Below are 25,500 nucleotides of genomic sequence, written 5' to 3' on the forward strand. Positions count from 1 at the left end.
GTCCTGATCCCCGGGTCTTGTGGTGGAGCGGGCTGGCTGGCATCGTGTGAGAAACCGGTTTCCCATGACGGGTGGCCGGTGTCATGGACGAAGGAGTCACATGCGATCACGACCATCCCCGCACCCGCGCCGCGCCGTCGGCCCGACGTTGGGGACCGCCCTCGCGCTGCCGGCCGGCAGCCCTCTCACCCGTTCCTTCGTGCTGCCCCTGGCGCTCACCGTCGGCATGGCCGGCGCGCTGGTCGCCGTCGGGCAGCCGGCGGAGGCGAGCACCGGCGCAGGGGCAGCGGCGGCCGCCGTCGGCCATGCCTCCGGCGGATACCCGGGACACGGGCAGCACGCCGACCTGGGCCGCGAGACCATCGCGGCCGACGACGGGTGGGCCGCCTGGTCCGGCCCGACGTTCCCCGAGGGTGTGGAGCGGCAGGCGGCGCCGACGACGGGCGGCGCGGCGGCCGCGCCCGCCGAGGTCTACGAGGTGGACACCTGGCAGGAGCTGCGGGACGCCCTCGCCGGCCGGCCGGGGGGCAGCCAGACCGACGCCCGCACCAACCAGGTCCCGCGGATCGTGTACGTCACGGGCGAGGTGGACGCCTTCACCGCGGCGGACGGAACCCGGCTGACCTGCGAGGACTTCGCCGCGCAGGTGACCGTCGCGGACACCGGCGAGCCGTTCTCGATGGACGACTACATCGCGCACTTCGACCCGTCCGGCCCGTGGGGCTGGACCGCCCCGTCCGGCCCGCTGGAGGAGGCGCGCGTCAGGGCCGCGAGCGTGCAGGCCGCCCAGACGCAGCAGCACGTCGGCTCGAACGTGACGATCGTCGGTGTGGGCGACGACGCCCGGATCTCCGGGGCGAACGTCCGGGTCCGGGACGCGCACAACGTCATCCTCCGGAACATGCGGTTCTCCGATGGCTACGACTGCTTCCCGCAGTGGAGCCCGGGCGACGGCGACGCCGGCAACTGGAACTCGGCCTACGACAACGTGTCGCTGTGGACGTCGACCAGCGTGTGGGTGGACCACTCCACGTTCGACGACGGCGCGCACCCCATCGAGTCGCTCCCCGTGGTCTTCGGGCGGCCGTTCGAGGTGCACGACGGTCTGCTCGACATCACGCACGGCTCCGACCTGGTGACGGTGTCGTACAACGAGTTCCTCAACCACGACAAGACGATGCTGATCGGCTCGTCCGACTCACGCCTCCAGGACCGCGGGCAGCACCGCGTGACGCTGCACCACAACTACTGGCAGGACATCGGGCAGCGCGCGCCGCGGGTCCGGTTCGGTGACGTGCACGCCTACAACAACTACTACCGGCAGACCCGCCGGCAGGCCGAGGCGGGCGGGTTCCAGTACTACTGGGGGGCCGGCAAGGAGTCGAGCCTCGTCGTCGAGAACAACGCGGTCTCGCTCGCGCGCGGGACCGATCCCGCTCTGGTCGTGGGTGCGTACGGCGGCACGATGATCAGCGAGTCGGGCACGGTGCTGAACGGCCGCCAGGCGGACCTCCTGGCGGCGTACAACGCGAAGGCGGCGACCCCGCTGGCCGAGGAGGCCCGCTGGACGCCGTCCGACGCCTACCGGTACCGGCCGCTGCCTGCGGCGGCGGTCCCGTGGGTGGTCACGACGTTCGCGGGCGCGGGCGTCCTGGACTCCGACCTGCCGAGCTAACCCCGCCGCCTCCGCGAAGTAGAGCATGTGTCCGGACACACGCTCTACTTCGCGGACACGTGGTCGGCGAGGTAGAGCGCGTGTCCGGACAGGCGCTCTACTTCGTGGAGCCCGGGTCAGGCGCCTTCGTGGGGCTTGGGTCAGGCGCCCAGGTTGAGGTCCGCTATGCGGACCGGGTCGCCCGTCTCCAGCGAGCGGTTGCCCGCGTAGCCCACCGACGACGCGCGCACGCCGTCGACGTAGCCGGCCACCCGGCCCAGCGGGTCCGGCTCCGCGGCCGGCGCGAACACGCTGGCCAGGAGCAGCGCGTCGCCGCCGCCGTGCCCGCCGCCCCCGCGCACGATCGGCCGCTCCTCGGCCCGCTCCCAGTGCCGCTGCACCACGAGCCGCTCGCCGATCGGCCGCACCGGGTCCTGCTCGAACACCTCGGTGGCGCTCGGGTCGAGGATCGCCGCGCCGTTCTCGCCGAACTCCACCGAACCGCGCTCGACGACCTCGAGCTCCGCTCGGCCGCGCGTGCCGTTCACCACCACGCGGTAGCCCTCCCAGGGCGCGTGCGCGGTGAGGGAGTAGGTCAGCAGGGCGCCGCCCTCGTACTCGACGACGAGACCCAGCGTGTCCTCGGTGGTGATGCCCTCGTCGAACACCGACCGGTTGCGCACGTAGCCGTCCACCGCCTGGGCCTCGGACCCGTACAGCGCGGACAGCCACTCGTTCTTCTCCACGGAGAGCTGCCACGGGTCGATGCCGCGCTCGTTCAGCGCGCGCTCGGCGTCGGTGGGCTCGTACCCGGTCTCGTGCGCACCGTCGTCGCCGTAGAAGCGCCGGCCGCCGGTGGCGAACACGCGCTGCGGCACACCGTCGATCCACCAGTTGACCAGGTCGAAGTGGTGGCTCGACTTGTGCACCAGCAGACCGCCGTTGTTGACCTTCTCGCGGTGCCAGCGCCGGAAGTAGTCGGCGCCGTGCACGGTGTCGAGGGCCCAGTCGAAGTGCACCGACAGCACGCGACCGATCTCGCCGCTCGCGATGACCTGGCGCAGCGCGCTGTTGCGCGGCGAGTAGCGGTAGTTGAACGTCGTGACCAGGTCGCGCCCCGTCTCGGCGACGGCGTCCACGATCTGGCGGGCCTGGTCGGGGTGGGCCGCGAGGGGCTTCTCCACGACGACGTCGGCACCGGCCCGCAGCGCGCGCGCCACCAGGTCACCGTGCGTTCGGTCGATCGAGGTGACGATCACGCGGTCGACGGACTGCTCGGCGATCGCCTTCTCGAGGTCGTCCGGCGCGTACACGGGCCGGATGCCCCCGAGGGCGGCCGCCACACGCGCCTCATAGACCGCTGCGCGCACCGGGTTGGGCTCTACCCAGGCGACGATCTCCCCGTCCGGCGCGTGCGTGCCGATCAGGGCGTTGATGTACATGGACGCTCGGTGCCCCGTTCCGACCACCGCGTAGCGGCGGCGCCCCTCGGGCAGTGGGCCCGCCGGCGGCACGGGCTCCTGTGTCGGACCGGTGATCGGCTCTGTGGTCGGCTCGATGGTGGGCTCGGTGATCGGCTCGGGCATCGGTGAAGAGCTCCTTCGGTCGTCGTCGACGTCGGGTGGGAGGGATGGGATTGAAACGATACGGCGCCGGGAAAGCGCTGTCCATGACCCGTCCACCCGCTCGAGGTCAGCGTTCCGGGGTGAGCACCACCTGGCCGGCCCACGCGAACCCGCCGCCGAACCCGAACAGCAGGGCGGGCACACCCGCCGGGATCCTGCCCGCGTGCCACCACTTGGACAGGCCCAGCGGGATCGACGCCGCCGACGTGTTGCCCGACTCCGTGATGTCGGTGACCACGACCTTGCCCTCCAGCCCGAGCGCCTTGGCCAGGGGCTCGATGATCCGCAGGTTGGCCTGGTGCGCGACCAGCACCTCGATGTCGTCGAGGCTCAGCCCGGCCGCGGCCACGACCTCCCGTGCCCGGTCGGCGGCGCGTGTGATCGCCCACTTGAACACCGCCCGGCCGTCCTGCTGGAACTTGACCTCCGGCGCCTCGATGCGCACCGCGGGCGTGAGCTCCGGCTCCGAGCCCCACACCACCGGTCCGACGGCCGGTACGTCAGCGGCCCGCAGCACCGCCGCGCCCGCGCCGTCGGCCGTGAGGATGCACGTCGAGCGGTCGGTCCAGTCGGTGTACGCGGTCAGCTTCTCGGAGCCGATCACGAGGGCCGTGCGGGCCGACCCGGCGCGGATCGCCTGGTCGGCCAGGCCGATCCCGTGCGCGAAACCGGAGCAGGCCACGTTGATGTCGATCGCCGCCGGCCCCACGACGTTGCGCAGGTCCGGCGCCTCCTCACCCTCCGGCGTCGAGGCCCCCGGCTGGACCCCGGTGCGCAGCGCGTACGCGACCCGCCCGGCCGTGTTGGGCGACCGGTCGTCGTTGGTCGCCGTCGCGACGATCACCAGGTCCACCTCGTCGGCGGTCACACCGGCGTCGGCGAGCGCGTGCTCGGCGGCCGCGGTGGCCATGTCGGCGACGGTGACGTCGTCAGCCGCTACGTGGCGGGTGACGATGCCGGTACGCGACCGGATCCACTCGTCGTTGGTCTCCACCAGCCCGGCGATGTCATCGTTCGTGAGCGTCCTCGGCGGCTGGTGGTGGCCGAGACCGATGATGCGGGAGCCGGCAGCGCCGGGCGGGAGCGCGATTACGGGCGACGTAGCCATGGGATCAACGTAACGCGCTCAGGTCGAACGGCTCCACGACCAGACCCGGAACCCGCTCCCGGGCGGCCCGCACCACGCGCTCCTCGGCTCCCGGCCCCGTCTCCAGCGTCTCGCCCACCTCGCGGAGCGCCCCGCGCAGCTGGGCGTCGTACCGCTCGCCCATTGCCGCGTTGCGGCCCTTGTACGTCCACGCGACCAGGTTGGCCAGGTCGAACCGCGGACGGCACGACCGGCAGGACATGATGCCCGGCGGACGGCGGAACCGCGTCGTCCGGTGGCCGGCCGGGCACGCCCCGACCCATGGCCCGTCGATGGACGGCGCGGACGGGTCGACGCACCGCCGGCCCGAGCACCCGATCCGCACCGCCACCTCGCGCCACACCGGCCCGTGCTTCGCCTTCGGCCCCGCGATCGCGTGCGCCACCTCGTGCAGGATCGTGTCCCGAACCTCCCGCTCGTCATGGATGCGGGTGAGCGGCGCGGAGAGGCTGATGCGCCTCTTGCCGTAGCTGCACATCCCGGCGCGCCGGACGGCGTCGTCGAACTCGAAGGTCCAGGCCTTCAGGCCGTGCTGGTCCATCAGCTCGCGCGCCAGGCGCGAGGCGGCGACAAGGTTCATGCGTACCCCTGCGGTGATCGTGGTGTCTGCGTCCGGCCGTTCCGGATGTCGTCGAACCTACGGGGCTCCACTGACACCCACGCGAGGTTATCCACAGCCGCAAGGCACCCGGGATTCCTGACGCCGACCCGTCGGGGTTCTCGACGGCTAGTCCGCCGGCGGGATCGGGAAGTTGGTCCGGAACACGTTCGTCGGGTCGTACGCGGCCTTCACCGTGCGCAGCCGGGCGAACGTCGGCTCGGGGAACGCCTCCAGCAGCCGTTCGGGCCGGCTGTCGGTGTCGAAGGAGAGGTACGAGCCGTCCATGACCGGCCCGATCTCCGCGTCCCATGCCCCGTTGAGCCGGTCCTGGTTCGAGCCGAGCGCCGAGAGGTTGAAGTTCTGGTGCCGGTGCGCGTAGGCCGTGGCGTCGGGTGCGACGTCGTTCGTCGCGCCGCCCGTGGCCCGGACCGCCATGAAGTACGACTCCCGCGAGCCCAGCAGACGCTCGATCGCCCGGCTGGTCGACCGGTCGAGGTGCGTGAGCAGACCCGACCTGGCCGACGGGTCGCCACCGCCCGAGTGGTGGGCGTCTTCCTGGCGCACCACGCCCGAGTAGGGCAGGAGCTGCGCCTGGTGGCCGAGCAGCGGACCGGCGTCGGCCAGCAGCTCGAGCTGGGCGATGGCCTCGTCCGGGTCGGCGTCGGCGCCCTCGGCTGCGATCACCGTCATGAGCTGGGCCATCGGCGCCTGACCGCCACGCCCGGGGGCGATGATGATGTTCGACGTGAGCCCGCGCGGGGCCGCCTCGACGGCGGCACCCCACTTCTCCAGCAGCCCCGCCGTGTCGGTTGCGTCGAGCGTCATCTGCGAGAAGACGACGTCGCCGACGGCTCCTGCCTCGATCTCCAGCCAGGTCACCACGCCCATGTTCCCGCCGGCACCACGCAGCGCCCAGAACAGGTCGGGGCGCTCGTCGCGGGAGGCGTACAGCACGCGGCCGTCGGCCGTGACCACCTCGGCCGCGACGACGTGGTCGATGGTCAGGCCCTGCAGCCGGCCCAGGAACCCGATGCCGCCGGTGGTGCCGAGCCCGCCGACGCCCACGCCGCCGTAGTCGCCCGACGTGATGGCCCAGCCGCGCGGTGCGAGCGCCGCCGCCACCTCGCCCCAGGTGGCCCCCGCGCCGATCCGCACTCGGCGCGTGGCCTCGTCGACCACCTCGACCGACCGCAGGCCACGCATGCTGAGCACCACGCCGCCGTCGTTCGTGGACCTGCCGGAGATCCCGTGCCCGGCCGAGCGGACGGCGAACTCGACGCCCTGCTTCTGCACCCAGGCCAGGCCTGACGCGACCTCGTCCACGCCCTGCGGCCGCAGCACGAGGCCAGGCGCGCCGGAGCGCAGGTAGTTGTGCCGCACCGCCTCGTACTCGCGGTCGCCCGGCTCGACCGCCCGCGCCGCCAGCTCCGGCGGCAGCGAGTCGTAGTCGATCCCCTGCCGTCGTGCGGTCAGCGCCACCGCACCACGGCGGGCGGACGCCGGCACCGTGCCGGCCGACCGGCGCTCCGCCGCCACGGCCTCCCGCACCGCCGGTACGACGTCCTCCGCGAACGCCCGGATCTGGTCCGGGTCGTCGCCCATGACGATGAACCCGCTGACGCCGTCCTCGAGCGCCAGGAGCGTCAGCTCCTCGACCCACTGGTCGGCGGGGCCCTGGAGCTGGCCGGACGAGCGGTCGGTGATGGCCCCGCCCAGGTTCAGCAGGCGCCGGATCTCGCTCGGCGAGCGCCCGGCCTCCTCTGCGGCCTCGTCGATGGTCGCGTTGCCCCGGGCGAGGTCGCCTTCCTTGAAGTAGGGCAGCGAGGGCAGCCAGCCGTCGGCCTTCGCGCCGGTGAGGCGGAGCATCCGCTTCTTGTACGCGCCGAGCCAGATGGGGATGTCGTGCGCGGGGGCGGGGCCGCGCTTGGCGCCGTCGACCCGGTGGAACTGGCCGGGCACGCGCAGCGGGGTGCGGTTGGTCGCGTCCCAGATGCCGCGCATGATCTCGATGCCCTCTTCGAGGGCGTCCACGGACTCGGCGGGTGTACGGCGGGTCGCGCCCATCGCCGCCATCGCGTCCCAGAAGCCGCCCGCGCCTACGCCCATCTCGAACCGGCCCCCGCTGAGCAGGTCGAGGCTCGCGGCCGACCGGGCCACGAGGGCCGGCTGGCGCATCCCCAGGTTGAGCACGTTCCCGGAGATGTGGATGCGCTCGGTCCGCGCGGCGACCCAGGACATCAGGGTCCACGTGTCGAGGAACGACGGCTGGTACGGGTGGTCCTGGAAGGTGACCAGGTCGAGGCCCAGCTGCTCGGAGAGCTGTGCCAGCCGGACGGGCGCCTGCGGGTCGCTGTTGGTGGGGGTGATGAACGTGCCGAAGAGCAGCTCGTGCCCGTAGTCGGTCATGCGTGCGGTGTCCCTCGTGTCGCGTCGTCCGCCGCACCTCGCGGCAGATCGTCTGTTCAGAAGATGATATTAGCAACAACTCTTCTGACAGGCCGCACATTCCCCTAGGATGGAGGCATGAGCACCACGCCCACCGAGACCCGCACGGACCAGCACTCCCTGTTCGGCTGGTCGCTCGCCGCGCTCCTGCGCGACTGGAGCGCCCGGGTCGACGCCGCGGCCGACGACCTGCCGCAGGGCACGCGCGGCTACCAGCTCCTCACGGCAGTGGTGCACGGCAACCTGCCGAGCCAGGCGGCGCTCGCCGCCACGCTGGGCATCGACCGCACGGTGATGACGTATCTGCTGGACGCGTTCGAGGGCTGCGGTCTCGTCGAGCGGCAGCTCGACCCGGCCGACCGGCGCGCGCGGCGCATCGTCGCCACGGACAAGGGCCTCGAGGTGCTCGCCGCGATGCAGGCCCGCGTCGCTGCCGCGGAGGAGGAGCTCCTCTCCGGGCTCGAGCCGGAGCAGCGCCTGCTCCTCCGCCATCTCCTGGAGCGTGCCGCCACGGGTACGGGCCCGGACGACAACCCGTGCCGCACCGTGGTGCAGGCCGTCAAGCCTGCCTAGCACCACGCCGCAGATCTCGGTCCGGGCGGCCGGTGTTGACCCTCGGGTAGCCCGAACCCGCACGCTTGTCGTATGGACGATGAGAACGCCTTGTCGGTCGGACAGTTCGCAAAGCTGTCCGGGCTGACCGTGCACGCACTGCGCCACTACGACGCGGTCGGCCTGCTGACACCTGCCGACGTCGACCCCTGGAACAGCTATCGCCGCTATGCCCGCGACCAGCTGCCGTCCGCTCGGCTGATCGCCGACCTGCGCTGGCTGGGACTTCCGATCCACCAGGTGCGCGAGATCGTCCGCAGCCCCGGGTCAGCGCAGGCTCGGGAACTTCTGGCGGTTCACACGGACCGTCTCAGACGCGATCGAGACCACCTCGACCGACAGATCGCCCAGTCAAGCCGATACGCCAACGAAGGAGCGACCATGCCCGCCATCACGACCACCACAGCACCGGTTCAGATCAAGATCGCCGTCGCCGACAAGAACAAGGCACGACAGTTCTACGAGGAGGCGTTCGGTCTCGCCGAGAGCGTCATCCGCCACACCGACGAGGCCGACTTCACCGGGTACCAGTTCGGCACCTACGGTCAGGCGGGCTTCTTCCTCCTCGTCCTGACGGACTCGGAGGCGTTCGACCAGCCCGGGCGCAGCACCTTCGGCCTCACCGTCGAGGACCTCGACGCCACGCACCGGCAGGCGGTCGACGCCGGGGCCATCGAGGCCGTGGCGATCAACACCCCTGACGGCATGCCCCGCAACAGTGCCGTCACCGACCCCGACGGCAACTGGATCTGGCTGTACCAGGGCTGAGTCAGACGGAGCTGGATCGCGAGACCGGCGCGCTGCCCTGCACCGCGCCGGTCGAGGGCTTCTGAACCACTCCGTGACGGTCGTCCAGACCCGTCTCGCGGTAGAACCCCTCGATGTGCTCGCGCATGAGGCGCTCCGCCTCGTCGCCGTCGTGCCGCGTGACGGCGACGAGGATCGCGCGGTGCTCCGCGCAGAGGCGCGCGGCCGTCCGGGGCCACTCCTGGACGGCCTCCGCGCCCGCCATCACGTACGAGGCGACGGCGGCCCGCATGCCGCTCAGGATGGCCTCGACGAGCTGGTTCCCGCCCAGGCGGGCCAGCTCGATGTGAAACTCCTGGTCGTGCTCGAGGAAGGCGGCGGCGTCGAGAGCCGGGTCCGCCATGGCCTCGACGTGCGCGCCCGCCCGCGCCAGCGCGGCGTCGTCGGTCGCTCGGGCGGCGGCGTCGCGTACCGCACCGGCCTCCAGCAGCACGCGCGTGCGGACGACGTCCGACACGGGCAGCGTGCCCGACGCCACGTGCAGCCGGACCGCCGCGCCGAGGCCGGCCGCGGGCCGGTCGATCAGGGTGGCCCCCGCGCTGGGGCCCGAGCCGACGGCGGTGCGCACGATGCCCATCGCCTCGAGGATGCGGATCGCCTCGCGCACGGACGGGCGGGACACCCCCAGCTCTTCCGCGAGCGCCCGCTCCGCCGGGAGCCGCTCGCCGATGGACCACTTGCCCGCGCTCAGGCCTGCCTCGATCTGGGCCAGGACGCGCTCGTGGGTTCTCACCGGGCGATTGTACTTCTGTGGTCTGTCCACAGTGGGCTATGGTGAGGTAAGACCTCGAAGGAGAGTGCCCATGCGCATCGCCCTGGCTTCCACCTGCATCGCCGACGCCATGTTCCCGCAGGCCCCGAGGGCCGTCGTCACGCTGCTGGAGCGGCTGGGCCACGAGGTGGTGTTCCCGGCGGGCCAGGCGTGCTGCGGCCAGATGCACGTCAACACCGGCTACCTCGCCGAGGCCGTCCCGGTGGTCCAGAACCACGTGCGTACCTTCGCCCCCGTGGCCGACGGCGAGTGGGACGCCGTCGTCGTGCCGTCCGGTTCCTGCACGGGGTCTATCCGGCACCAGCAGTCGATGGTCCTGGAACGCGCAGGGCTGCACTCGGAGGCACGGGCCGCGAGCGCCGTCGCCGAGCGCACGTACGAGCTGTCCGAGCTGCTGGTCGACGTGCTCGGCGTGACAGACGTCGGTGCGTACTTCCCCCACCGGGTCACCTACCACCCCACGTGCCACTCGCTGCGGATGCTCGGCGTGGGCGACAAGCCCGAGCGGCTGCTGCGGGCCGTCGAGGGGCTGGAGCTCGCCCCGCTCGCGGAGGCAGAGGGCTGCTGCGGGTTCGGCGGGACGTTCTCGCTGAAGAACGCGGACACGTCCGCGGCGATGCTCCAGGACAAGGTCGCCACGGTCGTCGACACGGGGGCCGAGGTGCTCACCGCGGGCGACTGGTCGTGCCTGATGCACATCGGCGGCGGCCTCTCGCGCGGCGGCGCGAACGTGCGGCCCATGCACCTGGCGGAGATCCTCGCCTCCACGCGGGAGTCGCCGGTGGTCCCGGGGCAGGCGGGCACCGGCCGGTCCGGCGCCCGGCAGGAGGTGGCCCGATGAGCACGTTCCTCGGCATGCCCGCCGCGCGCGACCACCGCGGGCCCAGCCCGGACGCCGCGCCCGGGACTCTCTCCGGCGTCGGGCGCCCGGAGGACCCGCTGCACTGGGGCGCCTCGTTCCCCGACGCCGCGAAGGCAGCGCTCGACAACGGCCAGCTGCGGCGCAACCTGGGCAAGGCGACGTCGACCATCCGGGCCAAGCGGGCCCGCGTGGTCGGCGAGGTACCCGACTGGGAGGCGCTGCGCGACGCCGGGTCCGCGGTGAAGACCGACGTCATGGCGCGCCTGCCGGAGCTGCTCGAGGAGCTCGAACGCAATGTGACCGCACAGGGCGGGGTGGTGCACTGGGCGCGGGACGCCGCGGAGGCCAACCGGATAGTCGCCGACCTGGTGCGCGCCAAGGGGACCGACGAGGTGGTCAAGGTCAAGTCCATGGCCACCCAGGAGATCGGGCTCAACGAGGCGCTCGCCGAGGAGGGCATCGCGGCGGTCGAGACCGACCTCGCGGAGCTGATCGTGCAGCTCGCGGACGACATGCCGTCGCACATCCTGGTGCCGGCCATCCACCGGAACCGCACCGAGATCCGCGACATCTTCCTGGAGCGGATGGCGGACGCCCCGCCCGACCTGACCGACGTGCCCCGCGAGCTCGCGATGGCGGCCCGCGCGCACCTGCGGCGCAAGTTCCTCTCGGCGAAGGTCGCGATCAGCGGAGCCAACTTCGCCGTCGCGGACACCGGGACGCTCGCCGTCGTGGAGTCCGAGGGCAACGGCCGCATGTGCCTGACGATGCCCGAGACCCTGATCACCGTGATGGGGATCGAGAAGCTGATCCCGACGTTCGACGACCTCGAGGTGTTCCTGCAGCTGCTGCCGCGGTCCTCGACGGGCGAGCGGATGAACCCGTACACGTCGATGTGGACGGGCGTCACCCCGGGCGACGGACCGCAGGAGTTCCACCTGGTGCTGCTCGACAACGGCCGCACCAAGGTCCTCGCCGACGAGGCCGGGCGCGCGGCGCTGCACTGCATCCGCTGCTCGGCGTGCCTCAACGTCTGCCCCGTGTACGAGCGGGTGGGCGGCCACGCCTACGGCTCGGTCTACCCGGGCCCGATCGGCGCGATCCTCACGCCGCAGCTCACCGGCGAGAAGTCGGACCTGCCGTACGCGTCCACGCTGTGCGGCGCCTGCTACGAGGTGTGCCCCGTCAAGATCGACATCCCGTCGATCCTCGTGGAGCTCCGCGCCCGCGAGGTGGCCCTGTCGGGGGCATCGCCCGAGACCGCTGACCGGGTCTGGAAGGCGGCGATGAAGGCGGCGTCCTTCGCGATGGCGGACGGCGCCCGGTTCCGCCGCGCGGCCCGGGTCCCGCGGCTGCTGCGCGCGATCTCCCGCAACGGCGTGATCCGGCGGCTGCCGTTCCCCGGCTCGCTGTGGACCCGGTCCCGGGACCTCCCGGAGCCGCCGAAGCAGACGTTCCACGACTGGTGGGACGCACGAGAGGACGAGCGATGACCGACGCCAAGGGCGAGATCCTGTCGCGCATCCGGGCGGCGCTGGGTTCGGACGCCGGTTCCGCCGCCAGTGGCGGTGCCGACGGCGCTGCCGGGTCTGCCGGGTCGACGACGGCCCCCACGGTGGTACCCCGCGAGTACCGGTCCGCGGGCGAGCACGCCCCGGGGTCCGACGTCGTGCTGGAGCTGCTGATCGACCGGCTGGTCGACTACAAGGCCGAGGTGCACCGAGCAACGCCCGCGGAGCTCCCGCCGCTGCTGGCCCGGCTGATCGGAGAGCGGTCGGTAGAACGTCAGGTGATCGGCAGCTCGGACTACCGATCACCTGACGTTCTACCGACCACGACGGGCGCGACGGGCGCGACGGGCGCGACGCGACGCGCCGTCGTCGTGCCCAACGGGCTGGACGGCGACTGGCTCGCCGCGCTGGGGGACGTCGACGTGCGCACCGACTCGCGTGAGGTGCCCCTGTCCGCGGCCGAGCTGGACGGGGTCGACGCCGTGATCACCGCCGCCCGGGTCGCCGTCGCCGAGACCGGCACGATAGTGCTGGACGGCGAGCCCGACCAGGGCCGGCGCGCGATCTCCCTGGTCCCCGACGTGCACGTGTGCGTGGTGCGGACCGACCAGGTGGTGCAGACCGTCCCCGAGGCGGTGCGGCTGCTCGGCGCCGAACCTGGCCGCCCGCTGACCTGGATCAGCGGCCCGAGCGCGACGAGCGACATCGAGCTGGAACGCGTCGAAGGCGTGCACGGCCCCCGCACCCTCCACGTGGTGCTGGTGTCCTGAGGGGGTCAGGGGTGCAGCTTTGCGCCCTTGACCACCTTGTCCACGACGCGGCGCTCGCCCGCCACCGCCACCCCGACCAGGTCGAGCTTCTCGGTGGCGACGCTCGCGACGGCGGCCCGGTTGTCGACGTCGTTCCCCGTCGCGAACAGGTCCGCCGTGTAGACGCCGATCCGCAGCCCCCGAGTGGCGGCACGCTCGCGGATGGTGGCGAGCTGGTCGCCGTCGGCCACCATGACCATGACCGGGGTGCCGAGCATCGCGAGGTACTCGCCGCCGTCCGCGTCGCGGTACGTCTCCCCCACGAGCTCCGGGTAGGCGGCGGTCACGGCGCTGGCCAGGAAGGCGGTCACGTTGTTCTCCTGCCAGCCCAGCAGGTTGTCCCGCAGCACGATCACGATCTTGGCTTGTTCGAAGGTCATACCGCTCACACTGCGGCCGCCGTCGGGCCTGATTCTTGTACGTTCTTGACATGGCCTCGCCCGCTGCGGACTCGGATGTCGTGCGCGCCTGGCGGCCGGAGCTCCCCGGCATCGCCGAGGTGCTCCACGCCGCCTGGCACGAGCACGCCTACCCCGCCCACACCCATGACACGTGGACCGTGCTGATCGTCGATCGCGGCCTGATCGGCTACGGCCTGGACGGGCAGGAGCACGCGGCCGAGCACACCGGGGTCACGGTGCTCCCGCCGGGAGTCGTGCACGACGGGCGATCGGTGACCGCCGCCGGCTTCCGCAAGCGCGTGCTCTACCTGGAACCCGCAGTGCTCGACGACGGCCTGGTCGGCCGCGCCGTCGATGCGCCGCTGGTCCCGGACGACACGCTCCGCACCCGGTTCGCCGGCCTCGACCGGGCACTCACCGCGCGCGAGGACGTAGCGGCCGAGAGCCTGCTCGCCCTGGTCACGGAGGGCCTGGCCTGGCACCTCTCCGGCCGGCCGACGCCGCCGCGCGAACCCGCCGGCACCACTACCGCGCGACGGGCCCGCGACCTGCTCGACGCCGACCCCGCGCGGCCGGTCCGGCTGGCCGAGGTCGCCGCCGAGCTCGGCGTCACGGTGCCGCACCTGGTGCGCGCGTTCACCCGTGAGCTCGGCCTCCCGCCCCACCGGTACCTGGTCGGGCGGCGGCTCGACCTGGCCCGACGTCGGCTCCTGGCGGGCGAGCCGGCGGCCGCCGTCGCGGCCGCCACCGGCTTCCACGACCAGGCGCACCTCACGAGGCACTTCCGCCGCCTCCTGCGCACCACGCCGGGCCGCTACCAGCGCGGCACGGCCTGAGCCCTCTCCGTTGGCGCGACCCTCGGGTACCGCACGGCACGTACTCGGACCAGACCGACGACGTCGGGCGGCGCAGCGCAGGTGCCGCCGGGCGGCGGATTCTCGCGCGGGCCGCCGGCGGGACGGTTGACCCATGGACGCCACCAGGGTGTCCCGGAACCGGAGGCACCGAGATGGTCACCATGACGAACACCGGGCAGACCCGCCGCACGGGCTCGCTCCGCACCGCAGACACGATCCGCACGGCGTTCGGGACGCTCGAACGCCTGCTGGCCGCACACAGCATCACCGCACTGCGGATCAGCGTCGGCCTGATCTTCACCTACTTCGGCATGCTCAAGTTCTTCCCCGGAGCCTCGCCGGCCGAGGCGCTCGCGACCCGCACCATCGACCTGCTCACGCTGGGGATGGTCCCAGCCGGCGCCGCGCTGCTGATGACCGCTGTCATCGAGACGTTCGTCGGGCTCACGCTGATCACCGGGGTCGGCCTGCGGGTCGGGCTGGTCGTGCTGTACGGGGCGCTGGCGGGGATCATGTCGCCGCTGGTGCTGTTCCCTGGCGAGCTGTTCGACGGTGCCGTGCCGACGCTGGAGGCGCAGTACATCCTGAAGAACGTGGTGGTGGCCTGTGCCGGAGCCGTCGTCGCCGCGAAGGTGCTTGGTGCGCGGCTGATCGCATCGCGCTGAACTGCTACCCCTCCGTTGGTCGAGCTTGTCGAGACCTGGCCCGTCGGGTCACGAGGTCTCGACAAGCTCGACCAACGGAGGGCGGTCGACCGACGGCGCGCGCAGCGGACCGCGTGCGGGAGAATTGCCTCTCGTGACCGACCCAGCGCCCGAGCCCACCCTCTTCGACCTCCCGCCGGGTGCCCGGCGTCCCCGGGCACGCGTGGTGCTGCTGACCGGGCCGTCGGGGTCGGGCAAGACCTCGCTCACGCAGCGCCTCGGGCTGCCGGTGGTGCAGCTCGACGACTTCTACCTCGACATCGACCATCCGGGCCTGCCACAGCGGTACGGCAGCGTGGACTGGGACAGCCCCGAGACCTGGGACGGCAAGGGCGCGCTCGCCGCGCTGCACGAGCTGGTGACCGAAGGCCGCGCCGACGTCCCGGTGTACGACATCCCGACGTCGCGCCGGACGGGCATCCGCCGGCTCGACATCGGCGACTCGCCGCTCGTCCTCGCGGAGGGCATCTTCGCGGCGCACCTGGTCGACGTCTGCCGCGCCGAGGGCCTGCTCGCGGACGCGATCTGCCTGTCGCGGCCGCGGCTGGTCACCTTCTGGTTCCGGTTCCTGCGCGACGTCGCCGAGGCGCGCAAACCGCTGGGCACGCTGCTGCGCCGCGGAACCTCGCTGCTGCGCGCGGAGCCTGCCATGATCGAGCGGTGGGTTGCGCTGGGCTGCCGGGAGACTTCACCCGCCCAGGCGGAGAAGGATATCCGGAACCTCCTTGTGCAAAAGTCCTCGAACACGTAATCCTCGCGTAACCGAATTGCCACGTACCCCACATGCTCAGGCCTCACCCTGGGCGCAGGAGGTGGTGTCTGTGATCCAGCGCAACAGCTTGCGTGTGCTCTCGCTGTACGAGGGCTTCTTCAGTGGCGGGGCTCGTGTCCTGCACTCGACGGTGGTCGCCGGTCTGCATCAGGGCGGTCGTCAGCAGCATTCTGTGCTGAGCCTGCACCACGAGGTCAGGCGTGAGGCCACCCTCCAGCGCATGGAGGACGACCCCCGGTACCGCGCCCTGCGCGCCGCGGGCGTCCGGATCGGTTCACTGGGCCGGAGCACCGACGCGGGCCACGACCCGCGCACCTTCACGGAGACGGAGCTCGCTGCCGCCGTGCGCCAGGCCGAGAGCTCGCACGTGGTGCTGTCGCTCAAGGAGCAGCCGCTCCGGCTGGTGAACCAGGACGCGTTCCCGAACCGTCCGGTGATCGCGTGCCTGCACCGGTCCGACCCCGAGCACCAGGGCGACGCCCTCGGCGACCTGCTGACCGCGGCGGACCGCGGCCGGCTCGCCGCCGTCGTCTGTTGCGCGGAGTCGACGCGGGACGCGTACCGCGAGGCCGGCGTGCCCTCCGACCTGCTGCGCGTGGTGCCGAACGGCATCAACCTCGCCCGGTTCCGCCCGGTCCAGGGCGCGCGCCGGCTGGCCCTGCGGGGTGCGGCGGGGGTGCCGAGCGACGCGACGGTGGTCGTCTACGCCGCGCGGTACGACGAGATGAAGAACCCCGAGCTCTTCCTCCAGTCCGCCCGCACGTTCCTCGAGCTCGAGCCCAACGGCCATGTGCTGATGTGCGGCGCCGGCATGACGTCGGCCAACCCGGCCCTGCAGGACGATCTCGCCCGCATCTTCGGCGACCGGCCCGACCTGCTGGCCCACGTGGACCTGCTGGGCGTGCGGCACGACATGGAGCTGATCTACGCGACGGCGGACGTCGTCGCGCTCACCTCGACGTTCGGCGAGGCAGCGCCCCTGTGCCTGATCGAGGGCTCGATGTGCGGGGCGGTGCCCGTCACGACCCCCGTGGGCGACGCGCCGTCGATAGTGGACCGCATCGGTTTCGTGACGTCGTTCGACCCCGCCGAGATCGCCGCGACGTGGATCGAGGCCGCCGCCCGGCGTGAGGAGCTGGAGTCGGCACGGACCGCCGTCCGCCCCCGCTTCAGCCACATCCGCATGATCGCCGGCTACTCGACGATCATCGAACGTACCCACCGCGAAGCAGCCTTAAAGCCCCTCCGCGTGTGACTCGGTGATCACAGGGGCGTCGGACACGGCAAGATGACCTCATGTCCGACGCCCCCGTCACCCTGAGCCAGGTCGCCCGAGAGGCCGGCGTCTCACTTGCCACGGCGTCGCGCGCCATCAACGGGAGCGCCACCCGCAGCGTCCGCGCGGACCTGCGCGAGCGCGTCCTGGAGACGGCACGCCGGCTCGACTACTCGCCGGACCCGAGCGCGCAGGCCATGGCCCGCGGCCGGACGTCGGCGCTCGGGCTCGTGGTGCACGACATCGCCGACCCGTACTTCTCCACCATCGCGGCCGGTGTCGCCCGTGCCGCCGAGCGCGAGGGCCTGATCGTCACGCTGTCCTCGACGGAGCACAGCCCCGAACGGGAGCTCGCCTTCGTCGAGCTGGCCCGGCGGCAGCGGTCCCGCGCGATCATCCTCGCGGGCAGCCGCGGCGTGCCGCCCGAGGCCCTGCCCGGCAAGCTCCCGGCGGAGGTCGTGGACCGGCTGCAGCGCGAGGCCGGCGCGCTGGAACAGGCGCTGACCACGTTCCAGCAGGCCGGGGGCGGCGTCGCGACGATCGGGCAGGCCGTGGGCAGGCTGCCCGTCGTGGAGATCGACAACGCCGGGGGCGCGGGCGACCTCGCGCGGGAGCTGCACCGGATCGGGTACCGCCGGTTCGGGGTGCTGGCAGGACCGCCCGGGCTGCGTACCGCGGCCGACCGGACGAGCGGTTTCCTGGGCGCGCTCGCCGAGCTGGGCTGCCCGGTGCCCGACCGCGACGTGGTGCGTGGCAGCTTCACGAGGGACGGCGGCCACGAGGCGATGACGGCGCTGCTCGGGCGGACGGCGTCCGCCGCAGCAGCTTCGGAGGAGCGCACGCCAGAGATCGTGTTCGCGGTCAACGACGTCATGGCCGTCGGCGCCATGGCCGCCGTCCGCGACGCGGGCCTGAGCGTGCCGCACGACGTCGCCGTGGCCGGGTTCGACGACATCCACACCCTGCGCGACGTGTCCCCCGGGCTCACGACCGTACGGATCCCCTTGGACGAGATCAGCGAGGCGGCGACCTCGCTGGCGCTCGGTCGCAAGGACGAGACACCCGCACCGGTGCGCGGCGAGGTGGTCCTCCGCGACTCCACGCCGGGGACGGCCGGCTGAACCACCAGCACCGCATGTACTCCCCGCGAGTCGTGCGCTACGCTTTCCGGGAAAGCGCATTCCCAAGCCACTGACGATGGAGTCCCGCCCGTGACCACACTTCGCATCGCCATGAACGGCGTCACCGGCCGCATGGGTTACCGCCAGCACCTCGTGCGCTCGATCCTGCCGATCCGCGACCAGGGTGGCGTCACGCTCCCCGACGGTTCCCGGGTACAGGTCGAGCCCGTGCTGGTGGGCCGCAACGCGGACAAGCTCAAGGAGCTCGCCACGCTGCACGACGTGGAGCACTGGACCACCGACCTGGACACGGCGATCGGTGACGCCGACATCGTGTTCGACGCCGCCATGACGAACCTGCGTCCCGCGACGCTGTCGAAGGCGATGCGGCAGGGCAAGCACGTCTACACCGAGAAGCCGACGGCGGAGACCCTCGCCGAGGCGATCGAGCTCGCGCGGCTCCAGGCGGAGACCGGCGTGACCGTCGGCGTCGTGCACGACAAGCTGTACCTGCCGGGCCTCGTGAAGCTGCGCCGCCTCGTGGACGAGGGCTTCTTCGGCCGCATCCTCTCGCTGCGCGGCGAGTTCGGCTACTGGGTGTTCGAGGGCGACTCGCAGGCCGCCCAGCGACCGTCCTGGAACTACCGCAAGGAGGACGGCGGTGGCATGACCACCGACATGTTCTGCCACTGGAACTACGTGCTGGAGGGCATCCTCGGGCAGGTCAAGACGGTGACGGCCAAGACGGTCACGCACATCCCGACCCGCTGGGACGAGTCCGGCAAGGAGTACGCCGCCACCGCCGACGACGCCGCGTACGGCATCTTCGACGTCACCACCCCGGGCGGGGACGACGTCGTCGCACAGATCAACTCGTCCTGGGCGGTGCGCGTGTTCCGCGACGAGCTCGTCGAGTTCCAGGTGGACGGCACCCACGGCTCCGCCGTCGCCGGCCTGCGCGAGTGCCGCGCCCAGCACCGCTCGCACACGCCCAAGCCCGTGTGGAACCCGGACCTGCCGGTCACCGAGCCGTTCCGCGACCAGTGGCTCGACGTGCCGGCGAACGCCGACCTCGACAACGGCTTCAAGCTGCAGTGGGAGGAGTTCCTGCGCGACGTCGTCGCCGGGCGCCCGCACCGCTACGACCTGCTGTCGGCGGCCCGCGGCGTGCAGCTGGCCGAGCTCGGGCTGCAGTCCTCCGCGGAGGGCCGCCGCCTCGACATCCCGGAGATCGTGCTGTGACGAAGGGTGCAGCGCAGGGTGCGGGGCGAGGAACGAGCCACGCGCCCGAAGCGGAACACAAGGAACAGCACACGAAAGGACAGCCTGTGAGCGGAGCGGCAGTCGCGTTCCCCGTGTTCGACGGCGAGGGCCGGGTCACCGGCTCGGAGACCGTCGAGCTGAGCGCCCCCGGTCCCTGGACCAAGCCGTCACGACCCATCGAGTCCCGCATCGCCTTCGCGGCGGCCCACGTGGTGCCGCAGGTCGGGGCGGAGAACGTCCCGGGCGCGCCCGCGGTCGTCGACTGGGACTCCACGCTCGCCTACCGGCACCGCATCTGGGAGCACGGTCTCGGCGTCGCCGACGCGATGGACACCGCGCAGCGCGGCATGGGGCTGGACTGGGCAGCGACGCAGGAGCTCGTGCGGCGGTCGGCGGCCGAGGCCGCCTCCGTGGGCGCACGCGTCGCCTGCGGTGCGGGCACCGACCAGCTCACGCCGGACGTCGTCGCCGGGCTGGTGCCGGGCGCCGCTGGACTCGCCACGGTGGCCGACGCGTACCGCGAGCAGCTCCACCTGGTGCAGGACGCCGGGGCGCAGGTCATCGTCATGGCCTCGCGTGCGCTGGCGAAGGTCGCCCGTGGGCCCGAGGACTACGCGCTCGTGTACGACGCGGTCCTCGCCGATGCCGAGCAGCCGGTGATCCTGCACTGGCTCGGCACCATGTTCGACCCGGCGCTGGCCGGCTACTGGGGCTCGGACTCGGTCGACGACGCCACGGCGACGTTCCTCGACCTGATCCGGGCGCACCAGCCGCGGATCGACGGCGTCAAGGTGTCCCTGCTCGACGCGACCCACGAGGTGGGCCTGCGCCGTTCGCTGGCCGAGCTGTCGGCTGGTGCATCCGATGTCCGGCTCTACACCGGTGACGACTTCAACTACCCGAAGCTCATCGCCGGCGACGAGCAGGGCCACTCGGACGCGCTGCTCGGCATCTTCGCCGCGATCTACCCCGCCGCCTCGACGGCGCTGCAGGCGTTCGACGCCGGCGACGCCGAGGGCGGGCACAAGATCCTGGCCTCGACCGAGGCGCTGGGCCGGCACATCTTCGCCGCGCCCACGTACTACTACAAGACCGGGATCGCGTTCTTGTCCTGGCTCAACGGGTTCCAGCCCGGGTTCTCGCTGGTGGGCGGGCTGCACTCCGGCCGGTCGCTGCGTCATCTCGTCGAGCTGGCCCGCCTGGCCGACGGCTGCGGCATGCTGCTCGACCCGCCGCTGGCCGCCGCACGGCTCCGGGCCCTCCTGACGACGTACGGAGTGATCGCATGAACGTGTCAGAACCCCAGGTCACCCGAGTGACTCAGACGTCTGACAGGTCGGGGCGGGCCTCGCTGAACACCGCGACCGTCAAGCATGCCTCGCTCGCCGAGGCGTGCGAGGCGGCGGCCACCGCGGGCTTCGGTGCGGTCGGGCCGTGGCGCGACCTGGTGCAGGACGTCGGCGCGCCGCAGGCGGCCCGCATCATCGCGGACGCCGGGCTGCGCGCGTCGTCCCTGTGCCGCGGCGGATTCCTCACCGCTGCCGACGACGCCGGGATCCGCGCCGCGCTCGACGACAACAAGCTGGCGATCGAGGAGGCCGCGACGATCGGCACCTCGGAGCTGGTCTTCGTCGTCGGCGGGCTGGTCGGGTCGACGCCGGGCGGTGCCCCGACGTCCGGCGTGGACCGCGACCTCGTCGCCACGCGCGGCCGCGTCGCCGACCGGATCGCCGACCTGGTGCCGTTCGCGGCCGAGCACGGCGTGCGGATAGTGCTCGAGCCGCTGCACCCGATCTTCGCCGCCGACCGGGCGGTGATCTCCACGCTGGCCCAGGCCCTGGACCTGGCGGCGCCGTTCGCGGCGTCCGAGGTCGGCGTGGTGGTCGACACGTACCACGTGTGGTGGGACCCCTCGCTGCGGAAGTCGATCGCCCGGGCGGGGCGGGAGGACCGCATCGCGTCGTACCAGGTGTGCGACTGGGTGCTGCCGCTCGCGGCGGAGCCGCTGAACTCGCGCGGGCACGTCGGCGACGGGTACATCGACTTCGCGACGATCACGGGCTGGGTGCGCGACGCCGGCTACGTCGGCGACATCGAGACCGAGATCTTCAACGAGGAGATCTGGTCCCGCCCGACGTGGCAGACGGCAGCGACGGTGCTGACCCGCTACGAGAAGCACGTGGCCCCGCACCTCTGACCGATGGTCGCCGAAGTAGAGCGCCTGTCCGGACGCACGCTCTATCTCGGCCTCTCAGGAGCACCGAAGTAGAGCGCGTGTCCGGACAGGCGCTCTACTTCGGCGTCGGGGCGCGGAGGGTGAAGCGGCAGATGCCCCATATCGCGTAGAGGAGCGGCGCCGCGGCGAAGCCGAGGCCCACCACGGGGCGCACCGCCAGGACGGACAGCAGCAGTCCGAGCACGAGCAGGACGCCCGCCGAGAGGTACCAGCGGCGGCTGCCGAGCACGAGGGCCGCGAGAAGCACGTCGCGCAGGCGGGCACCGGCCGTGGCGGGCACGGCGGCCAGGGCGAGGACCGCGGTCACTACCGCCCCGACGGCGAGGGCCACCAGCACCGGGATCACCAGCGCTCCGAGGGTGCGGCCCCAGAAGAAGGCCACGTCGACGGCGGCCACGACGACGGCGCCCGTGGTGAGCGCCCCGATCGCGAGGCCACGGCGCAGGTGCCGGCGCCAGGCGTGCGCGAAGGTACGCACGACCGCCGTCGAACCGTCGGAGCTGAAGGCGCCGAACACCGCGAAGGCCGCGGCGAGCGCCGGGCCGAGCAGGGGCGCCGCCAGGGCGATGTACGGCCAGGTCGCGGCGGGGTCGGTCGCCGCGACCAGCGCCACGAGGGGCAGGCACGCGATCGCCAGGAGCAGGTTCGTCATCAGCCCGGTGTAGACGGTGCCGAACACCATCTCGTACGTCTCCGGCCCGATCAGCGGCCGGCGCCGCGGCGTTGCCGCGGCACCCGCCGCCCCTACCCCGGCGTCCATCGTGGTCACCCCTTCACGCCCGTCGTCGCGATGCCCTGGATGAAGTAGCGCTGGCCGAGGAGGAAGATCAGCGCGATCGGCAGTACCGACAGCACGGAGCCCGTCATGATCAGCGCGTGCTCGGCGTTGTACTCCCCGATGAACGACTGCAGGCCGAGCTGGATGGTCCACAGGGGGCGCTCACGCAGGTAGATGAGCGGACCGAGGTAGTCGTTCCAGGTCTGGACGAACGTGATGATCGTCAGCGACGCCAGCGCGGGCACGGACAGCGGGATGATGATGCGCCACCAGATCCCGTACTCGGAGAGGCCGTCGATCCGGGCGGCTTCCGACAGGGAGTCGGGGATGGACTCGTAGTACTGCTTCATGAGGAACACGCCGAAGGCTCCGAACGCCTGCAGCAGCATGATCGCCCACAGGGTGTTGTTGAGCCCCCAGCTCGAGAGCATCTGGAACTGCGGGATCATGTAGGACTGCCACGGCACCGCGATGGTCCCGATGTACAGCAGGAACAGCACGTCCCGGCCGGGGAAGCGCATCTTGGCGAAGCCGTAGGCGGCGAAGCTGCCGGTCAGCACCTGAAGGAACGTCACGGCGACGGACACCACGAGGGTGTTGCGTACCCACGTGACCATGTCGGCCTTGACCCAGATGTCGATGTAGTTGCGCCACTGGACCGGGTCGGGGATCCACTGCACCGGTGCGGTGAACACCTGGTTGTTCAGCTTCAGTGACGAGATGACCATCCAGGCGAACGGCAGCATGATCCCCGCAGCGGCGGCGATCATCACGACGTAGAGCAGGACGCGGCCGACCCGCCGGGACGGGGACGTACGGGCGGCCATCAGGCATCCCTCCGCTTGTTGTAGAGGAACTGCACCACGGTCACGAGGATGCAGATGAGGAACAGGACGACGGCGATGGCCGAGGCGTACCCGAACTGGAACTGCTCGAAGCCCTTCTGGTAGATGTACTGGCTGAGCACGAGGGTCGCCTGCCCCGGGCCGCCGTCGGTCATGACGAGGATCAGGTCGAACACCTTCAGGCTCTGGATGGTGACCATGACGGTCACGAAGAACATCGTGGGCCGCAGGCAGGGCAGCGTCACGTTCCAGAACCGCTGCCAGGCGCCGGCGCCGTCGATCCGGGCGGCCTCGTGCAGCTCGGTCGGCACGGTCTGCAGGCCGGCCAGGAACAGAAGCATGTAGTAGCCCATGTCCTTCCAGGTGCCCACGATGATGACGGCGGGCATCGCCCAGTCCTTGGAGACCGTCCAGCCGGGGAGCTCGCCGCCGACGAACAGGCCCAGGAACTGGTTGATCGGCCCGAACTCGGGGCTGAACAGCATGTTCCACACCACGGCGACCGCGACGATCGAGGTGATGTACGGGAAGAAGGCCACCGTGCGGAAGAACGCGGCGCCGCGCAGCTTCTGGTTGAGCAGCAGCGCCAGGGCGAGCGACACGACGATGGTGATCGGGATGTGCAAGGCCGCGTAGTAGAGCGTGTTGCCGAGCGCGGTGTGGAAGCTCTTGTCCCCCACGAGCCGCGTGAAGTTGTCGAGCCCGACCCACTCGGCGGTCCCGAAGATGTTCCAGTCCGTCAGGGACATGTAGAACAGCGTGAACACCGGCGTCAGGGTGAGCACCGCGAAGCCGAGGAAGTTCGGCAGGATGAACGTCCAGCCGATCAGCGCGTTGCGCACCTTCAGCGACGTACGCGGCGCTCTGAGCTGCCGCGAGGGCTCCGGCTGCGAGAACCCGAGGGTCCGCTGGTTGCCGACGACCGGTGTCGTCATGGGGAATATCTCCTCTGAAGTACTGATGTTCTGGTGCCCCGCGCGGGGCCAGCTCTTGGTCGTGGGCGCGGCCGTCGCGACCGTGCGTCCGAGGCGCGACGACCGCGCCCACGACCAAGCAGGGGTTAGCCGACCTCGTTGGCCACGCGCTCCTCGGCCTCGGTGATCGCCTCGTCCACAGGTGTGGACTCGGACATGACCGCCGAGTGCAGCTCACCGAGGATCGTCTGGATGGCTGCCGTGTTCTGACCCACCGGGTTCTCCGGCAGGGTCTCGTGCGTGGTGTAGGAGAACCGGGACAGCTCGTCCTGGGGCACGCCCTCCAGCGAGAAGATCGCGTCAGCGACCGTGTCGTCGATCAGAGCCGGCGTGATGCCGATCTCGGCGAGTGCTGCGGCGCCCTCGGGGCCTGCGGCGAACTTCAGGAAGTCCTTCGCGGTGGCGATCTTCGACTCGTCGATCCCGGCGTTGATGCCCATGGTCGTCGGGTCACCGAAGCTGACCGGCGTGTTCTCCGTGCCGGTCGTCGACTCGTCGAGCTGCGGGATCGGCGCGATGCCCCACTCGAACGTGTCGGCCGCACCCGAGGCCTGCTCGGCCACGAGCGTGCCGATGTACCACGAGCCCATCGGCATCATCGCTGCCTTCTGGGTGCCGAACTGCGCCTGGTAGGTCAGCTCGTTCGTGGTGACCGTGGCGTAGGACGGCTGCGAGCCGGCGTCCTGCATGGCGAGCTCACGCTCGTAGTACGGCGCGAGGTACGAGAAGTCGCCGCCGTCGATGGAGGCGCCCTCGGTCTGCGCGAGCGCGAAGCCCTGCACGGTGGACTGCCAGCTGTGCAGGTAGGTGCCAGTGACCGACTTCTCGTCGATGCCCTTGGTCAGCTCCTCCGCCGCGGCGGCGTAGTCGTCCCAGGTCCAGGAGCCGTCCGGCAGGTCGACCCCGGCCTGCTCGAACATGGCCTTGTTGTAGTAGAGCAGCCACGTGTCCTGGCGGTAGGGCACCGCGTAGGTGGCGCCGTCGACGGCCATCGGCTCGAGGCCACCCGTCGCCGGGTCGAGCTCGGCGGCCACGTCCGAGATGTCGAGGAGCGTGCCACCCTCCTGGAACGTCACGTAGTTCTTCAGGTTCTTCACGATGAAGACGTCCGGTGCGGCACCTGCCGACAGGTCGGCGGTGAGTGCCGTGTCGTAGTCGTCGCCCGCGGGGTACTCCTTGAGCTCCACGGTGACGTCCGGGTTCGCCTCGTGATAGGCGTCCGCGAGCGTCTGGAACTCGGGCGTGGACGCGAAGTCCCAGCCGGCCAGGGTGATGGTGACGGGGCCTTCGGGGGCCTCGGGCTCGGACTCGGCGCCGCACCCGGTGAGGGCCAGCGACGCGGCGGCGGCAACGCCGACCGCGCTCATGAGCTTGCGGTTCATTCCTACTCTCCTTCGAGTAATCCCGCTCCCACGGCCGCCTTGCTGG

General features: G+C 71.7%; 24 protein-coding genes. 14 read left to right on the forward strand and 10 right to left on the reverse strand.

What is annotated here, in order from left to right; all coding sequences use genetic code 11:
* Window positions 1-100: 100 nt before the first annotated feature.
* Complete coding sequence (locus ACFO6V_RS12850) at window positions 101-1,675, forward strand: pectate lyase family protein (RefSeq protein WP_377135915.1); 1,575 nt, start codon at window positions 101-103, stop codon at window positions 1,673-1,675.
* Window positions 1,676-1,815: 140 nt separating this feature from the next.
* On the opposite strand, the gene ACFO6V_RS12855 is transcribed toward ACFO6V_RS12850, so the two are convergent.
* The 4 genes from ACFO6V_RS12855 to ACFO6V_RS12870 form a co-directional block, all read right to left on the reverse strand.
* Complete coding sequence (locus ACFO6V_RS12855; RefSeq protein WP_377135918.1) at window positions 1,816-3,240, reverse strand: Gfo/Idh/MocA family oxidoreductase; 1,425 nt, start codon at window positions 3,238-3,240, stop codon at window positions 1,816-1,818.
* A 106-nt stretch (window positions 3,241-3,346) separates the two neighbouring features.
* Window positions 3,347-4,387, reverse strand: a complete 1,041-nt coding sequence (locus tag ACFO6V_RS12860) for a 3-oxoacyl-[acyl-carrier-protein] synthase III C-terminal domain-containing protein (RefSeq protein ID WP_377135921.1) — start codon at window positions 4,385-4,387, stop codon at window positions 3,347-3,349.
* Between the two features lie 4 nt (window positions 4,388-4,391).
* A complete protein-coding gene (locus tag ACFO6V_RS12865) occupies window positions 4,392-5,006 on the reverse strand; it encodes a SprT-like domain-containing protein (protein ID WP_377135924.1) in 615 nt (204 codons plus the stop codon).
* 147 nt (window positions 5,007-5,153) lie between these two features.
* Entirely contained in the window at window positions 5,154-7,433 is a 2,280-nt protein-coding gene (locus ACFO6V_RS12870; RefSeq protein WP_377135926.1) for an LLM class flavin-dependent oxidoreductase, read from the reverse strand.
* Window positions 7,434-7,550: 117 nt separating this feature from the next.
* Here ACFO6V_RS12870 and ACFO6V_RS12875 point away from each other — a divergent pair, with 117 nt between their 5' ends.
* Together ACFO6V_RS12875 and ACFO6V_RS12880 are read left to right on the forward strand one after the other, a co-directional pair.
* Entirely contained in the window at window positions 7,551-8,045 is a 495-nt protein-coding gene (locus ACFO6V_RS12875; RefSeq protein ID WP_377135928.1) for a MarR family winged helix-turn-helix transcriptional regulator, read from the forward strand.
* 72 nt (window positions 8,046-8,117) lie between these two features.
* Window positions 8,118-8,852, forward strand: a complete 735-nt coding sequence (locus tag ACFO6V_RS12880) for a MerR family transcriptional regulator (protein WP_377135930.1) — start codon at window positions 8,118-8,120, stop codon at window positions 8,850-8,852.
* Between the two features lies 1 nt (window position 8,853).
* Here the strand turns inward: ACFO6V_RS12880 and ACFO6V_RS12885 are convergent, their stop codons facing one another.
* Entirely contained in the window at window positions 8,854-9,624 is a 771-nt protein-coding gene (locus ACFO6V_RS12885) for a FadR/GntR family transcriptional regulator (protein ID WP_377135932.1), read from the reverse strand.
* A 70-nt stretch (window positions 9,625-9,694) separates the two neighbouring features.
* Between ACFO6V_RS12885 and ACFO6V_RS12890 the strand changes: the two genes are divergently transcribed.
* The 3 genes from ACFO6V_RS12890 to ACFO6V_RS12900 are packed head-to-tail and all read left to right on the forward strand — an operon-like array spanning window position 9,695 to window position 12,806.
* Window positions 9,695-10,504: a (Fe-S)-binding protein gene (locus tag ACFO6V_RS12890; RefSeq protein ID WP_377135934.1), complete on the forward strand. Its 810-nt coding sequence runs from the start codon at window positions 9,695-9,697 to the stop codon at window positions 10,502-10,504.
* Complete coding sequence (locus ACFO6V_RS12895) at window positions 10,501-12,018, forward strand: LutB/LldF family L-lactate oxidation iron-sulfur protein (protein ID WP_377135936.1); 1,518 nt, start codon at window positions 10,501-10,503, stop codon at window positions 12,016-12,018. Before ACFO6V_RS12890 ends, ACFO6V_RS12895 begins: the two co-directional genes overlap by 4 nt.
* Window positions 12,015-12,806, forward strand: coding sequence for a LutC/YkgG family protein (locus tag ACFO6V_RS12900; RefSeq protein WP_377135938.1), 792 nt, complete (start codon window positions 12,015-12,017; stop codon window positions 12,804-12,806). The genes ACFO6V_RS12895 and ACFO6V_RS12900 overlap by 4 nt, the downstream gene beginning before the upstream one ends.
* Before the next feature lie 5 nt (window positions 12,807-12,811).
* Here the strand turns inward: ACFO6V_RS12900 and ACFO6V_RS12905 are convergent, their stop codons facing one another.
* Window positions 12,812-13,225 carry a DUF2000 family protein gene (locus ACFO6V_RS12905; protein WP_377135940.1) on the reverse strand — a complete coding sequence of 138 codons (414 nt, stop codon included), beginning with the start codon at window positions 13,223-13,225 and terminating at the stop codon, window positions 12,812-12,814.
* Window positions 13,226-13,275: 50 nt separating this feature from the next.
* Between ACFO6V_RS12905 and ACFO6V_RS12910 the strand changes: the two genes are divergently transcribed.
* The 8 genes from ACFO6V_RS12910 to ACFO6V_RS12945 all read left to right on the forward strand — a co-directional run bounded on the left by ACFO6V_RS12910 (window position 13,276) and on the right by ACFO6V_RS12945 (window position 21,436).
* Entirely contained in the window at window positions 13,276-14,082 is an 807-nt protein-coding gene (locus tag ACFO6V_RS12910) for a helix-turn-helix domain-containing protein (RefSeq protein ID WP_377135942.1), read from the forward strand.
* 182 nt (window positions 14,083-14,264) lie between these two features.
* Complete coding sequence (locus tag ACFO6V_RS12915; protein ID WP_377135944.1) at window positions 14,265-14,768, forward strand: DoxX family protein; 504 nt, start codon at window positions 14,265-14,267, stop codon at window positions 14,766-14,768.
* A 133-nt stretch (window positions 14,769-14,901) separates the two neighbouring features.
* Window positions 14,902-15,558: a uridine kinase family protein gene (locus tag ACFO6V_RS12920; protein ID WP_377135946.1), complete on the forward strand. Its 657-nt coding sequence runs from the start codon at window positions 14,902-14,904 to the stop codon at window positions 15,556-15,558.
* A gap of 70 nt (window positions 15,559-15,628) precedes the next feature.
* Window positions 15,629-16,834, forward strand: a complete 1,206-nt coding sequence (locus ACFO6V_RS12925; RefSeq protein ID WP_377135948.1) for a glycosyltransferase — start codon at window positions 15,629-15,631, stop codon at window positions 16,832-16,834.
* A gap of 41 nt (window positions 16,835-16,875) precedes the next feature.
* Window positions 16,876-17,976 carry a LacI family DNA-binding transcriptional regulator gene (locus ACFO6V_RS12930; protein WP_377135950.1) on the forward strand — a complete coding sequence of 367 codons (1,101 nt, stop codon included), beginning with the start codon at window positions 16,876-16,878 and terminating at the stop codon, window positions 17,974-17,976.
* Window positions 17,977-18,087: 111 nt separating this feature from the next.
* A complete protein-coding gene (locus ACFO6V_RS12935; RefSeq protein ID WP_377136607.1) occupies window positions 18,088-19,218 on the forward strand; it encodes a Gfo/Idh/MocA family protein in 1,131 nt (376 codons plus the stop codon).
* Between the two features lie 86 nt (window positions 19,219-19,304).
* On the forward strand, window positions 19,305-20,528 hold the full coding sequence (locus tag ACFO6V_RS12940) for a dihydrodipicolinate synthase family protein (protein ID WP_377135952.1): 1,224 nt from the start codon (window positions 19,305-19,307) through the stop codon (window positions 20,526-20,528).
* The gene (locus ACFO6V_RS12945) at window positions 20,525-21,436 is read left to right on the forward strand and encodes a sugar phosphate isomerase/epimerase family protein (RefSeq protein ID WP_377135954.1); all 912 of its coding nucleotides are present in this window, start codon (window positions 20,525-20,527) and stop codon (window positions 21,434-21,436) included. Before ACFO6V_RS12940 ends, ACFO6V_RS12945 begins: the two co-directional genes overlap by 4 nt.
* Before the next feature lie 94 nt (window positions 21,437-21,530).
* On the opposite strand, the gene ACFO6V_RS12950 is transcribed toward ACFO6V_RS12945, so the two are convergent.
* The 4 genes from ACFO6V_RS12950 to ACFO6V_RS12965 form a co-directional block, all read right to left on the reverse strand.
* Complete coding sequence (locus ACFO6V_RS12950; RefSeq protein ID WP_377136608.1) at window positions 21,531-22,235, reverse strand: DUF624 domain-containing protein; 705 nt, start codon at window positions 22,233-22,235, stop codon at window positions 21,531-21,533.
* Window positions 22,236-22,240: 5 nt separating this feature from the next.
* Window positions 22,241-23,080 carry a carbohydrate ABC transporter permease gene (locus ACFO6V_RS12955; RefSeq protein ID WP_377135956.1) on the reverse strand — a complete coding sequence of 280 codons (840 nt, stop codon included), beginning with the start codon at window positions 23,078-23,080 and terminating at the stop codon, window positions 22,241-22,243.
* Complete coding sequence (locus ACFO6V_RS12960) at window positions 23,080-24,033, reverse strand: carbohydrate ABC transporter permease (protein WP_377135958.1); 954 nt, start codon at window positions 24,031-24,033, stop codon at window positions 23,080-23,082. The genes ACFO6V_RS12955 and ACFO6V_RS12960 overlap by 1 nt, the downstream gene beginning before the upstream one ends.
* A 125-nt stretch (window positions 24,034-24,158) precedes the next feature.
* Window positions 24,159-25,454 (reverse strand): extracellular solute-binding protein, encoded by a 1,296-nt coding sequence (locus ACFO6V_RS12965; RefSeq protein ID WP_377135960.1) that lies wholly within the window; start codon window positions 25,452-25,454, stop codon window positions 24,159-24,161.
* Window positions 25,455-25,500: the final 46 nt, after the last annotated feature.

Source organism: Promicromonospora alba, from assembly GCF_042654905.1.
GTDB lineage: Bacteria > Actinomycetota > Actinomycetes > Actinomycetales > Cellulomonadaceae > Promicromonospora > Promicromonospora alba.